Genomic DNA, 13577 nt, shown 5'->3' on the forward strand with positions numbered 1-13577 from the left:
GACGGGGCGCCGTCGAAGGCCGGCGCGGGCGCCGGGTAGCCGCCGGCCGCGCTCTCCTGCCCGTGGCCGTAGCCCGCCGCGGACCCGTGCTCACGGCCGAAGTCCGCGGCCGCCTCGTGGCCGTAGCCGCCGGCCGGCTCGTGCGCGTGCTCGTAGGCGCCGCCCGCCGGTTGCTCCTGCCCGTGCTCGTAGGCGACGCTCGCGGGCTGCTCGTACGCGGGCGCGGGTGGGGCGCCCAACGCGTGCTCGTAGCCTGCCGCGCGTTCAAAAGCCGCCTCGGGACGCCAGCTCTCCGCGGTCCCGGGCTCGGCCCCCTGACCTGCCCCCTGAGTCATCGACCCCTCCACGATCGCGCCGCCATCCGCCCATCATAGGAATGACGCTGTCGCGTTGTGACATACCCGGGCAGCTGGATTTCGCAGGGTGCAGACAAAACACCCCGTAGTCACCGCTGGAATACGAAGCCTTGACGAAGGACGGCGCCGCGCGGCGGCTCCGTCCGGACGTCGTTTCTAACCCTCCCCCCGGGCGGGGGCGCGCGGCGGGCTGACGGTGCTGCGGTGCGGGCGGCGCTGGGAGGATGTGCGGATGATCAGCTCGGTCGGCATCACCTGCTGCACGGGGTGGGCCGGTCCCACGCCCTCGATGGCGTCGATGAGCAGCTGCACCACGGCGGTGCCGATTCTGCGCGGTTTCAGCGACAGGGTGGTGATCGGCGGCTCTGTGGCGGCGTAGCCGGTGCTCTCGCTGCAGCAGACCAGCAGCAGGTCGTCGGGCACCCGCAGGCCGTAGCGGCGGGCGGCGGCGAGCAGGTCGGTGCCGTTGGGGTCGAAGAGCCCGTAGACGGCGTCGGGGCGGTCCGGGCGGGCGAGTAAGCGGTCCGCGGCAACGGCGCCGGCACACGGGTCGTGCGCCGGATAGGCCTCGTAGACCGGCTCCTGGCCGATGCGCTCGCACCATTCCAGATACGCGGTGGTCGACAGCCGGGTGTACGTGTCGGTGCTCGTGCCGGTGAGCAGGCCGATCCGGCGGGCGCCGGCGGCCGCGAGGTGGTCGAGGATGCCGAGCACGGCCTCCTCGTGGTCGTTGTCGACCCAGGCGTGCACGGGCAGGCTGCCGGCCGGGCGGCCGTCGCTGACCACCGGCACGCCCTGCCGGACGAGTTCGGTGACCACCGGGTCCTGGTCGGAGGGGTCGACGACGACCGTGCCGTCCAGCGCCACGTTGCCCCACACGTCGTGCCGTGAGGAGGCGGGCAGGATGACCAGGGCGTAGCCGCGGGCCAGCGCGGCGGAGGTGGCGGCTCGTGCCATCTCCGCGAAGTACGCGAATTCGGTGAAGGTGAACGGTTCTTCGCCGTATGTCGTCACCGTCAGGCCGATCAGGCCCGACCTGCCGGTGCGCAGTGTGCGGGCGGCGGCGGAGGGGCGGTAGCCCAGCCGGTCGGCGACCTCACGGACATGGCGTCGGGTGGCGTCGGGCAGTCGGCCCTTGCCGTTGAGCGCGTCGGAGACAGTCGTGATCGAGACGCCGGCGGCAGCGGCGACATCCCTGATCCCCGCTCGTTCCAGCCGGCGTCCGACGGGCCGGCTCGCCTGGTGATTCCCTGCTGCTGTCATGGCGTTGCCGATAGTAGGGCGGCCTTGGTCCGCTCGGCCGCCATCCTGTCGGACACTCAGAAGGAAGGTTTCTGCATGATCGAATTCGTTATGCAATGTGGAATATGCAGGCGGCAGACCGTGAGTTGAGGCGATACGGGCGCGAGCGCGGCGATCTGTGGGCCATTGGCCCAAGAGAAGCCTTCGCGGCAACTCACTCCTACGGGGGATGCGCGCCACCCCGCGCGCCACCGGAGCATGGGGTGGCGCACGGCCGTCGCGCAAGAACGCGCGACCGGCCGGGGTGGCGCGAAGCGGCCGCCCGGCGCCACCCCCGGCTGGGGTCCGCCACGGCGCCCAGGGGCGCCGCAGAAGCCTGTGGCGCACCGCACTCCCCAGGTCGGCGCGGTCCTCGTAGGGTGTGGCCATGAGCCCCGAGACCCCCAAGCTGCGCGCGGAACTGGACGGTATCCCCACTTACAAGCCGGGCCGGCCGCCGGCGGCCGCGGAGGGTGTGCCGGCCTTCAAGCTGTCCTCGAACGAGAACCCGTACCCGCCGCTGCCCGGTGTCCTGGAGGCGGCCACCGCCGCCGCGGCGTCCTTCAATCGTTATCCGGACCTCGCGTGTTCGGCGCTCACCGGCGAGCTGGCGGAGCGTTTCGGGGTGCCGGCCGAGCATGTGGCGACCGGGACGGGTTCGGTGGGGGTGGCGCAGCAACTGCTGCAGGCGACCTCGGGTCCGGGCGACGAGGTGGTCTACGCCTGGCGGTCCTTCGAGGCCTATCCGATCATCACCCGGATCAGCGGCGCCCGGCCGGTGCAGGTGCCGCTGGACGCGGCCGAGCGGCACGACCTGGACGCGATGGCCGACGCGGTCACCGACCGGACCCGGCTGATCTTCGTCTGCAATCCCAACAATCCCACCGGCACCGTGGTGCGCAGGGCGGAACTGGAGCGCTTCCTCGACCGGGTGCCGGGCGATGTGCTGGTGGTGCTCGACGAGGCCTACCGCGAGTTCATCACCGACCCCGAGGTGCCCGACGGCACGGACCTCTACCGGGAGCGGCCGAACGTGGCGGTGCTGCGGACCTTCTCCAAGGCGTACGGCCTGGCGGGGCTGCGGATCGGTTTCGCCATCGCGCACGAGCCGGTGGCGGAGGCGCTGCGCAAGACCGCGGTGCCCTTCGGGGTGAGCCAGCTCGCCCAGGACGCGGCGGTGGCGAGCCTGCGGGCCGAGCCCGCGCTGCTGGAGCGGGTCGCGGGCCTGGTCGCCGAGCGGGCCCGGGTGGTCGACGAGCTGGCCGCGCAGGGCTGGACGGTGCCGGAGACCCAGGCCAACTTCGTCTGGCTGCGGCTGGGGGAGCGCACGGAGGACTTCGCGGCGGTGTGCGAGCGGGCCGGAACGACGGTCCGGCCCTTCGCGGGCGAGGGAGTGAGGATCACCGTCGGCGAGACGGCGGCGAACGACCTGCTGCTGCGTACCGCCGAGGCGTTCCGCAAGGAGCTCTGACTCCGGCGCCGTCCCACAGCCCCTGCGCGGCGGCTCTGACCTGCACTTTCGCCCCCTGACCACCCCCCGGTGGCAGGGGGCGAACGCATGTGCGTGATACTGCTTGTGAATGAGTTCACGTTCACAAGCGCGACGCAAAGGAGACGTATCGTGCAGCTCGCACTGGAGCCACTGAACGTCGCCAGGTGGCAGTTCGGCGTGACGACCGTCTACCACTTCCTCTTCGTCCCCCTGACGATCTCGCTCTCCGCGCTCACCGCGGGCCTGCAGACCGCCTGGGTGCGTACCTCCAAGGACAAGTACCTCAGAGCCACCAAATTCTGGGGCAAACTCTTCCTGATCAACATCGCTATGGGCGTCGTGACGGGCATCGTCCAGGAGTTCCAGTTCGGCATGAACTGGTCGGACTACTCGCGCTTCGTGGGCGACGTCTTCGGTGCCCCGCTCGCCTTCGAGGCACTGATCGCGTTCTTCTTCGAGTCGACCTTCGTCGGCCTGTGGATCTTCGGCTGGGACAAGCTGCCGAAGAGGATCCACCTGGCCTGCATATGGATGGTCTCGATCGGGACGATCCTTTCCACGTACTTCATCCTGGCCGCCAACTCCTGGATGCAGCACCCGGTCGGCTACCGCTACAACCCGAAGACCAAGCGGGCGGAGCTGACGGACTTCTGGGCCGTGCTGACGCAGAACACCGCGCTCGCGCAGTTCTTCCACACCATGTCCGCGACCTTCCTGACCGGCGCCGCCTTCATGATCGGCATAGCCGCCTACCACCTGGCGCGCAAGCGGCACATCGCGGTGATGCGCTCCTCGCTGCGGCTGGCGCTGGTGGTCGCGGTGGTGGCCGGCGCGCTCACCGCGATCAGCGGCGACACGCTCGGCAAGGTGATGTTCAAGCAGCAGCCGATGAAGATGGCTGCGGCCGAGGCGCTGTGGGACGGCCAGAAGGGCGCGCCTTTCTCGATATTCGCCGTCGGCGACGTCAACAAGGGCCACAACGAGGTCGCGATCGACGTCCCCAACCTGCTGTCCTTCCTCGCCACCGACAACTTCACCTCCTACGTCGGCGGCATCAACGACGTGAACAAGGCCGAGCAGCAGAAGTTCGGCCCCGGCGACTACCGGCCGAACATCCCGGTCGAATACTGGGGCTTCCGCTGGATGATCGGCTTCGGCGTCGTCTCGATCGGGGTCGGCGCGGCCGGGCTGTGGCTCACCCGGCGCAGGCTGTGGGTGGCGCCCGAGCACCGGACCGGTGAGGACGAGGTGCCGAACCTGATGCTCACCAGAGGCACCCGCTTCGGGCCGGCCCTGTCCCGCTGGTATTGGCGGCTGGCGCTGCTGACCATGGTCTTCCCGCTGATCGCCAACTCCTGGGGGTGGATCTTCACCGAGACCGGCCGCCAGCCCTGGGTCGTCTACGGCGTACTGCGCACCCGCGACGCCGTCTCCCCCGGGGTGTCCACCGGCGAGGTGCTGACCTCGCTGATCGTCTTCACCAGCCTCTACGCCGTCCTCGCCGTCATCGAGATCCGGCTGATGCTGAAGTACGCCAAGGCGGGCCCGCCGGAACTGACCGACGCGGACCGGCAGACCCCCACCCGTATCGGCGGCGGAAACGACGGCGCGGACGCCGACGACCGCCCGATGGCCTTCTCGTACTGAGCGGCAGGAGGAAAGATCATGCATCTGCACGACGTCTGGTTCGTCCTGATCGCCGTTCTGTGGACCGGCTACTTCTTCCTGGAGGGCTTCGACTTCGGGATCGGCGTCCTGACCAAGCTGCTGGCCCGCGACCGCACCGAGCGGCGCGTGCTGATCAACACCATCGGCCCGGTCTGGGACGGCAACGAGGTCTGGCTGCTCACCGCGGCCGGCGCGACCTTCGCGGCCTTCCCCGACTGGTACGCCACCCTCTTCTCCGGCTTCTACCTTCCGCTGCTGGTGATCCTGGTCTGCCTGATCGTGCGCGGGGTCGCCTTCGAATACCGCGCCAAGCGGGACGACGAGCGCTGGCAGCGCAACTGGGAGCACGCGATCTTCTGGACGTCGCTGCTGCCGGCCTTCCTGTGGGGCGTCGCCTTCGCCAACATCGTGCACGGCGTGAAGATCGATGCCGACAAGGAATACGTCGGCGGCTTCTGGGACCTGCTGCACGGCTACGCCCTGCTCGGCGGCCTGGTGACGCTGGCGCTGTTCACCTTCCACGGTGCCGTCTTCGCCTCGCTCAAGACGGTCGGGCCGATCCGCGAGCGGGCGCGGGCGGCCGCCACCAGGATCGGCGCGGTCGCGGCGGTGCTGGCCATGGCTTTCCTGATCTGGACCCAGGCGGACAGCGGCAACGGCCGCAGCCTGGTCGCGCTGGTCGTGACCGCGGTCGCCCTCGCGCTCGCGCTGGGCGCCAATGCCGCGGGGCGGGAGGGCTGGTCGTTCGCCTTCTCCGGGGTGACCATCGCGGCGACCGTCGCGCTGTTCTTCCTGAGCCTGTTCCCCGACGTCATGCCCTCGTCGCTCGACAGCGCCTGGAGCCTGACGGTCAGCAACGCCTCGGCGACCCCGTACACGCTGCGGATCATGACGTGGTGCGCCGTGATCGCCACTCCGCTGGTGCTGCTCTACCAGGGGTGGACGTACTGGGTGTTCCGCAAGCGGATCGGCACGCAGCACATCGCGACCGCCGCCGCCGGTCAGCCGGCGGGGCGCCCGGTGGAAGGCGCGCGCTGATGTTCCACGTGGAACACGTCCGGCGTGTTCGTGGTGGTCGTGGCGCTCCTCGCGTTCGCCGTGATCGCCGTGATCGCCGTGATCGCCGTGATCGCGGTGTCCGCCCTGTCTGCCCTCTTCGTCGCGAAAGGGGATGTTCCACGTGAAACCTGTCGATCCGCGACTACTGCGGTACGCGCGCACCACCCGGGTCTTCCTGGCCGGCACGGTGGCGCTCGGTCTGGTGGGCGCCGGTCTGATCGTGGCGCAGGCGACGCTGATCGCCGACCTGGTCGTCGGCGGCTTCCAGCACGGCGACGGGACCGGCGCCCTGGGCGGCGACCTGCTGTGGCTGGCGGCCGTCTCGGTGGGCCGGGCGCTGGTGGCCTGGCTGACGGAGCTGTGCGCGCACCGGGCCGGGGCCGCGGTCACCTCGCAGTTGCGCAACCGGCTGCTGATACGTGCGACCGCGCTCGGCCCGGGGTGGCTGACCGGCCGTCGCAGCGGTGAACTGACCACCCTCGCGACCCGCGGCATCGACGCGCTGGACGACTACTTCGCCCGCTATCTGCCGCAGTTGGGGCTCGCCGCGGTCGTCCCCGCGGTCGTGCTGGCCCGCATTCTCCTCGCCGACTGGATATCGGCGCTCACCATCGTGCTCACCCTGCCGCTGATCCCGCTGTTCATGGTGCTGGTGGGCTGGGCGACCAGGGACCGGATGGACCGGCAGTGGCGGCTGCTCGGCCGGCTCTCCGGGCACTTCCTCGACGTGGTCGCCGGACTGCCGACACTCAAGGTCTTCGGGCGGGCCAAGGCACAGGCCGACAACATCCGGACCATCACCGGCGACTACCGCAAGGCCACCCTGAAGACGCTGCGGATCGCCTTCCTCTCGTCCTTCGTGCTGGAACTGCTGGCCACCATCTCGGTCGCCCTGGTCGCCGTCGACATCGGCATGCGTCTGGTGCACGGCGAGCTGTCGCTGCGCACCGGCTTGCTGGTGCTGGTCCTGGCCCCCGAGGCGTATCTGCCGCTGCGGCAGGTCGGAGCGCAATACCACGCGGCGGCGGAAGGGCTGGCCGCCGCCGAGCAGGTCTTCGAGGTGCTGGAGACCGAGCCCGCCACGGCGCCCGGCCGCACCCCCGCGCCCGATCTGCGGACCGCCACGGTCCGGGTCGAGGGCCTCGCGGTACGGACCGAGGGCGCGCTGGCACCGACCTCCTTCACCCTCGCGCCCGGCGAGACGCTGGCGGTGACCGGCCCGAGCGGGGTCGGCAAGACCACGATGCTCAGCGCGCTGCTCGGCTTCGCGCCGGCCGCGCGGGGCCGCATCCTGGCCGACGGCGTCGACCTCGGCACCATCGACCAGGCGTCCTGGCACCGCCAGATCGCCTGGGTGCCGCAGCACCCGCACCTCTTCGCCGGCACGATCGCCGACAACGTCCGGCTGGCCCGGCCCGACGCCGCCGACGCCGACCTGCACGCCGCGCTGGCCGCCGCCGGCGCGCTCGGCTTCGCCGCCCCCGACGACGTCATCGGCGAGGACGGCGCCGGGCTGTCCGCCGGCCAGCGGCAGCGCATCGCGCTGGCCCGCGCCTTCCTCGCCGACCGGCCGCTGCTGCTGCTCGACGAGCCGACCGCCAACCTCGACGGCGACACCGAGGGTGCACTCATCGCGACCCTGCGGGAGCTGTGCCGGGGCCGGACGACGATCCTGGTCGCCCACCGCCCCGCGCTGCTGCCGCTCGCCGACCGGGTGCTCGCCCTGACGCCGGGGGCGGGCGACTCACCCGCACCGGGCTCGCCCGCGTACGACTCCTTGCCTTCGTACGACCGCTCGCCTGCGCCGGACCGGCTGCCCGAGCCGGATCACGCACAGGTGCCGGACCGGTCCAGCACGGGGGGTGTACGCGGGTTGCTCGCCGCGGGGCGAATACGCGGCTTCCGCGGGCGCTTCGCCGCGGCCTGCGGGCTGGGCGCGCTGGCGCTGCTGTCCGCGGTCGGGCTGATGGCGACCTCGGGGTGGCTGATCAGCCGGGCCTCGCAGCAGCCGCCGGTGCTGTATCTGATGGTGGCCGTCACCGCGACCAGGGCCTTCGGTATCGGGCGGGCCGTCTTCCGCTACGGGGAGCGGCTGGTCGCGCACGACGCGGTCTTCCGCGCGCTGGCCGGCGTAAGGGTCGCGGTCTACCGGCGGCTGGAAGGCCTGGCGCCCGCCGGCCTGCGCGAGCGGCAGCGCGGCGACCTGCTGTCCCGGCTGGTCGCGGATGTGGACGCGGTCCAGGACCACTACCTGCGGTGGCTGCAGCCCGCGATCACCGCCGGGCTCGTGGCGCTGGTGTCCGCGGCCTTCGCCGGATGGCTGCTGCCGGCCGCGGGAGTCGCCCTCGGGGCCGGGCTGCTGGTCGCCGGCGTCGCCGTGCCGCTGCTGGCCGCGGCCGTCGCACGCCGTACCGAAGCGCGGCTCGCCCCGGCCCGCGGCGAGCTGTCGTCCAGGGTGCTGGCCCTCTTCACCGGCACCGCCGAGCTGACGGTCGCCGGCGCGCTGGACCGCCGGCGTGACGAAGCCGCGGAGGCCGACCGTACGCTCACCGCGGTCGCCGCCAGGTCCGCCGCGGTCACCGCGCTGGGAGCCGGGCTGACCACGCTGGTCTGCGGTCTCACCGTGACAGCGTGCGGCTGGGTCGGGGTGGGTGCGGTGGCAGCGCGCGACCTGCCGGGTGTGGCGCTCGCGGTGCTGCTGCTCGCCCCGCTCGCCGCCTTCGAGGCCGTCAACGGCCTGCCGCTCGCCGCACAGCAGCGGCAGCGCAGCCGCCGGGCGGCGGAAAGGGTGAACGACGTGCTCGACTCGCCGCTGCCGGTGAGCGAGCCCGCCCACCCGGCGGCGCCGCCCGCCTCGCCCTTCCCCCTGGTGGTGAGCGACCTGACCGCCCGCCACCCGGGACGGCCCTCCCCCGCGCTCGACGGCGTTGGCCTTACCCTCACCCAGGGTCGCCGGGTCGCGGTCGTCGGCCCGTCGGGCGCCGGCAAGACGACGCTGGCGCACGTACTGCTGCGCTTCCTGGACGCCGAGTCCGGCACCTATACCCTGGGCGGTCGGCCCGCGGACGAGTGCGACGGCGACGACGTACGCCGGCTGGTCGGCATGTGCGCTCAGGACGCGCATGTCTTCGACAGCAGCGTCAGGGAGAATCTGCGGCTCGCCCGTCCCGGTGCCGGCGACGACGACCTGCGCGCCGCCCTCGCCGCCGCCCGGCTCGACCTCGACCTGGATCTGGCCGTCGGCGAGCACGGGGCCAGGCTGTCCGGCGGGATGCGGCAGCGGCTCGCGCTGGCCCGCGCGCTGCTGGCCGGCTTCCCCGTACTGATCCTGGACGAGCCCGCCGAGCACCTGGACATCGCCACCGCCGACGCCCTGACCGCCGACCTGCTGGCCGCCACCCGCGGCCGCGACCGTACGACGCTGCTGATCACGCACCGGCTGGCCGGGCTCGCGGGCGACGCCGTCGACGAGATCGTCGTACTCGACGCGGGCCGCGTCGTCCAACGCGGCACCTACCGCGAGCTCGCCGCCGCCGACGGACCCTTCCGGAGCACTTTGGAGCGCGAGCAGCTCGCCGACGCGTTCGGGGCGCGGCACCCGGTTGCGGCGTGATGAAGCCGGGAGGAGGGTGGGAAGCGAGGCGCGACCGGGCTTTCCCGTGCGTGCGCAGGGCGCAGAGCGCCGGCCACGCTGCGGAGAGGATGAGAGCCATGCGGATGATGCTCACCGCGCGAATGGACACCGCGACGGCGAACCAGGCCGTCAACGACGGCACCATGTCAAAAATGGTGCAGGAAATGGTCGAGGAACTACGCCCGGAATCCGCCTACTTCACCACCACGGCGGGCGACCGGTGCTGCTACATGGTCTTCGAGATGAACAAGAGCTCGCAGATGCCGTCGGCCCTCGAACCCTTCTTCCACGCCGGTGCGAAAGTCGATGTGCGGCCGGTCATGACCATGGACGACCTGCAGACCGGGCTGGCCGGCCTCGGCCGCTGACCTGCTTATACCGCCTGCTCCCCGAGCCTGCCAGCGGTACCGGAAAGAGCCGCCGCCGGGTCGGAATTGGGCCGGACGGGTGGCGTTGGTCTGAAAATCCCCGGACTCGGGGTGCGGTTCCGGAAAATCCGTGCTCGTTTCCTCATCATCGGATTAGTCACTTCGACCGACAAGGAAACGAGAGAGGCCATGGCCGCTACCACTCCCCGTGCCACCGCGTTCTGGGGCGCATTCCTGAACGTGCTCATCAAGTGCATCGCCGCGCTGGGCTTCGCGACCCCGGCCCGTATGAAGGGCGCGGCGTCCGGGCACGCGGTGGGCCACGCCACCGTACCGGCGCAGGCCGTCGCCGCCCCGGTGATCGCGGCCGCCGCGCCGAGGGGCGGAAATACGGCGCGCGGACATGCCGCGCCAGCGCATTGCGCCGACCGGGTGATGGTGCCCGCGCCGCGGTCGTCGGGCCGCGGGCGTTCGCTGCCGCCGACGATGAAGCAGCGGATCAGGGCCGAGGCGCACGGCACGTCACCCAGCTCCCGCAGCATCGCCGTCCCGGTCGACGGCCTCGGCGACGCGGCGGCCGCGGCGGCTGCCATTGTCGGCGCCGCCGACCAGGACGCCGCCGACCGCGCCGGCCGCCGCCGCGACCGTGCGCTGTGCGGCTGACACCGCCGGGTTTTCGGCGCTCCACCGCGCCCGCACGGCCCGAGCACCACAGGTCGGCGTACGCCACCGCGTCACCACGGCGCCTTTCCGCGGCGACGACGACCGTCCCAGAACGTGATCCGCGACGTATTCCGTAACGACGTCCGTAACGGGGTCAGCAACGCGACCCGCAACGCGGCCCACGGAGCGGCCGCGAGCGTATCCGCAACGTGACCCGAGACAACCAGAGCGTCACACCGAGGTCGTGACGCCCCCCACCATCCGGCTCGGCTGAGCACATATCCGCACTTTTGTGCGGGCAAGCTCGGCGGATACGGGAGGATGGAAGGGTGACCTCAGCCATCGGTGCCCCCGGCGGGCCCTCCCCTTCGCCCGACGCGCACCCGCAGCCTTACGCACACGACGACTTCGCCGTCACCTCGCCGCGGCTGATCGCCACCGACCTGGACGGAACGTTGCTGCGCAACGACCGCTCCGTGTCGCCGCGCACGATCGCCGCGCTGGCCGCCGCAGAAGCGGCTGGCATCGAGGTCTTCTTCGTCACCGGGCGCCCCGCACGGTGGATGGGCGTGGTCGCCGAACACCTCGCAGGACACGGAATGGCGATCGTCGCCAACGGTGCCGCGGTCTACGACCTGCGTGCGCACCGGCTGATCGAGGCCTTTCCGCTGCCCGAGGACGACGCGCTCGCGGTCGCGCACGCGCTGCGCGCCGAGCTGCCCGGCACCAGTTTCGCGGTCGAGCGCGCCGGGAGCTTCCGGCGCGAACCCGCGTACGGCGCCATCGAGCCCGACCTCGGGCCGCCGGCCGCCGTCGACGTGCTGCTGGCCGAGGACCGCGCGCTACCGGTGCTGAAACTGCTGGCCAAGCACCCCTCGATGGACCCCGACGACTTCCTGGCGGCGGCGCTCGCGGTCGCGGGCGGGCACGGCGAGATCACCCGTTCGAGCGAGACCGCCCTGCTGGAGGTCAGCGGCAAGGGCGTCAGCAAGGCCACCACGCTGGCGCGCTGCTGCGCGGAGCGCGGGGTCACGGCAGCCGAGGTGGTCGCGTTCGGCGACATGCCGAACGACCTGGCGATGCTCGGCTGGGCCGGTACGTCCTACGCCGTCGCCAACGCGCACCCCGACGTCCTGGCCGCCACCAATCGCCGGACGGCGGCGAACGAGGACGACGGGGTGGCGCGGGTGATCGAGCGGATCGTCGCGGCCCGCCGCAACTGAGCGGCCGGGCCGCACGGACCCCGTACCGCTGCGGTCAGCTCTGGCCCTCGCTCGCCACGACGGAGAAGACCGCGCCCTGCGGGTCCTGGACGACGGCCATCCGGCCGACCTTGTCCATGTCGAAAGGCGGCGTGATCACCGATCCGCCGGCCCGCACGAGCGCGTCGACGACGCTGTCGGCGTCGTCCACCGCGAAGTTGACCATCCAGTGCGGCGGGGTGCCGTCGGGCAGGCTGTCCAGGCCCATGACACCGCCGATGGTGTGGCCCTTGACCTGGAAGCCGTCGAATTCCGGCATCTCCGGCATCGGGCCCGCGGTCAGGCCGAGGACCGCGGAGTAGAAGGCGCCGGCTCCTGCGGGGTCGGGGCTGTGCAGCTGGTTCCAGACCAGCGCCCCGTGCTCGTTGACGATCTCGGCGCCCTTGAAGTCCCGCGGCTGCCACGCACCGAAGACGGCGCCGTACGGGTCGGCGGCGACGAACATCCGGCCCAGGGTCATGACGTCGGAGGTCGGCATGATGACCGTGCCGCCGTTGGCCTTGACCGCGGCCTCGGTCGCGTCGGCGTCGGCCACCGAGAAGTAGGTGGTCCACGCGGTCGGCGGGGCGGGCTGGTCGCCCATCGCCATGGCTTTCATCAGACCGGCGACCGGCTTGCCCTTCTGCGTACAGACCGAATAGCCGCCGTATTCGTCCGGGCCGATCTCGCCCTGCCAGCCGAACAGGTCACGGTAGAAGTCCAGGCCGGCTTGCTGGTCGGGCACCATCAGGTCGATCCAGCACGGTGTGCCGGGCTCGTAGGGGCCGGTGACTTCGGACATCTGGCGCCTCCATGAGTGGTCCGGGGTGCCGCGGGGGCCCCGGTACGGAATGCCGCCACCCCGGCCGGACGACCGGGTGGCCACGCCCCCGATAGACCACCCTCCCCGCCGCCCGGCACTCCCGCTACCCGAACGCGCCGGCGCCGAACGCGCGCTCGCGGGGTGCGGACCCTCGGCGCGGGCGCCTTACGCGAAGGCGGCGGCGTGCCGGGCCGCCCAGGCGGCGAAGGTCCCGGCCGGCCGGCCCAGCACCCGCTCGACGTCGGAGGTCACCGCCTGCTCGGCCGGCAGCGGCTCGCCGAGGATGCCGAGGGTTGCGTCCGCGACGGGCTCCGGCATGAAGCCCAGCATCTGCTCCCTGGCCTCGGCCCTGCTCTGCTCCACGAAGTCCACCGGCTCGCCCAGCGCCGCGCCGATCGCCCGTGCCCGCTCGCGCGGCGAGAGGGCGGCGGGCCCGGTGAGTTCGTACGTACGCCCCACGTGGCCCTCCTCGCGCAGCACGGCGGCCGCGACCTGCGCGATGTCGGCCGGGTCGATCGCCGGCAGCGCCACATCGCCGAACGGTGCGAAGACCGTCCGCCGGGTGCGTACGGTCTCGGCCCAGGCGAAGGCGTTGGACGCGAAACCGCCCGGCCGCAGCACGGTCCAGTCCAGGCCCGAGCCCCGTACGGCCGCCTCGAAGCGGGCCGGGTGCGCGTACGCCTGCGGCCGGGTCCCCGCGCCCTGCGAGGACAGCAGCACCACCCGGCGGACGCCGCCGGCCTTCGCCGCGTCCAGCACGGCGTGCGGGTCGTCGCCCGCGACCAGCAGGAAGAGCGTGTCGGCGCCGTCGAAGGCGGGGCGGAGGCTGTCCGGCGCCGCCAGGTCGCCCTGCCGGTGGGTGACGCCGGTCGGCGTCGCCGGCGCCGCTTGACGCGACATGGCGACGACCTCCTCGCCGCCTGCCGCGGCGAGTGCGCTGACGACCTGCTGCCCGACGTTTCCGGTTGCTCCGGTCACCACGATCATGATCA

10 protein-coding genes are annotated in these 13577 nt (G+C 72.2%); 7 read left to right on the plus strand and 3 right to left on the minus strand.

Annotated features, from left to right (window positions below; translation table 11 throughout):
• Nucleotides 1–512: 512 nt before the first annotated feature.
• Nucleotides 513–1619 carry a LacI family transcriptional regulator gene (locus OG900_20400; GenBank protein ID WUH92237.1) on the minus strand — a complete coding sequence of 369 codons (1107 nt, stop codon included), beginning with the start codon at nucleotides 1617–1619 and terminating at the stop codon, nucleotides 513–515.
• A gap of 406 nt (nucleotides 1620–2025) precedes the next feature.
• On the opposite strand from OG900_20400, the gene hisC reads away from it, so the two are divergent.
• From hisC to OG900_20435, 7 genes are all read left to right on the plus strand, one after another.
• On the plus strand, nucleotides 2026–3108 hold the full coding sequence (gene hisC, locus OG900_20405) for a histidinol-phosphate transaminase (GenBank protein ID WUH92238.1): 1083 nt from the start codon (nucleotides 2026–2028) through the stop codon (nucleotides 3106–3108).
• Nucleotides 3109–3258: 150 nt separating this feature from the next.
• Nucleotides 3259–4776, plus strand: coding sequence for a cytochrome ubiquinol oxidase subunit I (locus tag OG900_20410; protein ID WUH92239.1), 1518 nt, complete (start codon nucleotides 3259–3261; stop codon nucleotides 4774–4776).
• An 18-nt stretch (nucleotides 4777–4794) separates the two neighbouring features.
• The gene (cydB, locus tag OG900_20415; GenBank protein WUH92240.1) at nucleotides 4795–5835 is read left to right on the plus strand and encodes a cytochrome d ubiquinol oxidase subunit II; all 1041 of its coding nucleotides are present in this window, start codon (nucleotides 4795–4797) and stop codon (nucleotides 5833–5835) included.
• A gap of 142 nt (nucleotides 5836–5977) precedes the next feature.
• Nucleotides 5978–9469 carry a thiol reductant ABC exporter subunit CydD gene (gene cydD, locus OG900_20420; protein WUH92241.1) on the plus strand — a complete coding sequence of 1164 codons (3492 nt, stop codon included), beginning with the start codon at nucleotides 5978–5980 and terminating at the stop codon, nucleotides 9467–9469.
• Between the two features lie 98 nt (nucleotides 9470–9567).
• Nucleotides 9568–9858: a hypothetical protein gene (locus OG900_20425; GenBank protein WUH92242.1), complete on the plus strand. Its 291-nt coding sequence runs from the start codon at nucleotides 9568–9570 to the stop codon at nucleotides 9856–9858.
• Between the two features lie 189 nt (nucleotides 9859–10047).
• Entirely contained in the window at nucleotides 10048–10521 is a 474-nt protein-coding gene (locus tag OG900_20430; protein ID WUH92243.1) for a DUF6344 domain-containing protein, read from the plus strand.
• A 428-nt stretch (nucleotides 10522–10949) separates the two neighbouring features.
• Complete coding sequence (locus OG900_20435) at nucleotides 10950–11744, plus strand: HAD-IIB family hydrolase (GenBank protein ID WUH95853.1); 795 nt, start codon at nucleotides 10950–10952, stop codon at nucleotides 11742–11744.
• A 34-nt stretch (nucleotides 11745–11778) separates the two neighbouring features.
• Here OG900_20435 and OG900_20440 read toward each other — a convergent pair whose 3' ends face one another.
• Both OG900_20440 and OG900_20445 read right to left on the minus strand, forming a co-directional pair.
• On the minus strand, nucleotides 11779–12564 hold the full coding sequence (locus tag OG900_20440; protein WUH92244.1) for a VOC family protein: 786 nt from the start codon (nucleotides 12562–12564) through the stop codon (nucleotides 11779–11781).
• A 186-nt stretch (nucleotides 12565–12750) separates the two neighbouring features.
• Nucleotides 12751–13572, minus strand: coding sequence for an NAD(P)H-binding protein (locus OG900_20445; protein ID WUH92245.1), 822 nt, complete (start codon nucleotides 13570–13572; stop codon nucleotides 12751–12753).
• Nucleotides 13573–13577: the final 5 nt, after the last annotated feature.

Source organism: Streptomyces sp. NBC_00433, assembly GCA_036015235.1.
Taxonomy (GTDB): Bacteria; Actinomycetota; Actinomycetes; order Streptomycetales; family Streptomycetaceae; genus Actinacidiphila.

Bases quoted from the DNA above. Each gene is read 5' to 3' on its own strand.
- OG900_20425 (WUH92242.1), top strand. From the start codon at position 9,568: ATGCGGATGATGCTCACCGCGCGAATGGACACCGCGACGGCGAACCAG.
- OG900_20440 (WUH92244.1), bottom strand. From the start codon at position 12,564: ATGTCCGAAGTCACCGGCCCCTACGAGCCCGGCACACCGTGCTGGATC.
- hisC (WUH92238.1), top strand. From the start codon at position 2,026: ATGAGCCCCGAGACCCCCAAGCTGCGCGCGGAACTGGACGGTATCCCC.
- OG900_20430 (WUH92243.1), top strand. From the start codon at position 10,048: ATGGCCGCTACCACTCCCCGTGCCACCGCGTTCTGGGGCGCATTCCTG.
- cydB (WUH92240.1), top strand. From the start codon at position 4,795: ATGCATCTGCACGACGTCTGGTTCGTCCTGATCGCCGTTCTGTGGACC.
- OG900_20400 (WUH92237.1), bottom strand. From the start codon at position 1,619: ATGACAGCAGCAGGGAATCACCAGGCGAGCCGGCCCGTCGGACGCCGG.
- OG900_20445 (WUH92245.1), bottom strand. From the start codon at position 13,572: ATGATCGTGGTGACCGGAGCAACCGGAAACGTCGGGCAGCAGGTCGTC.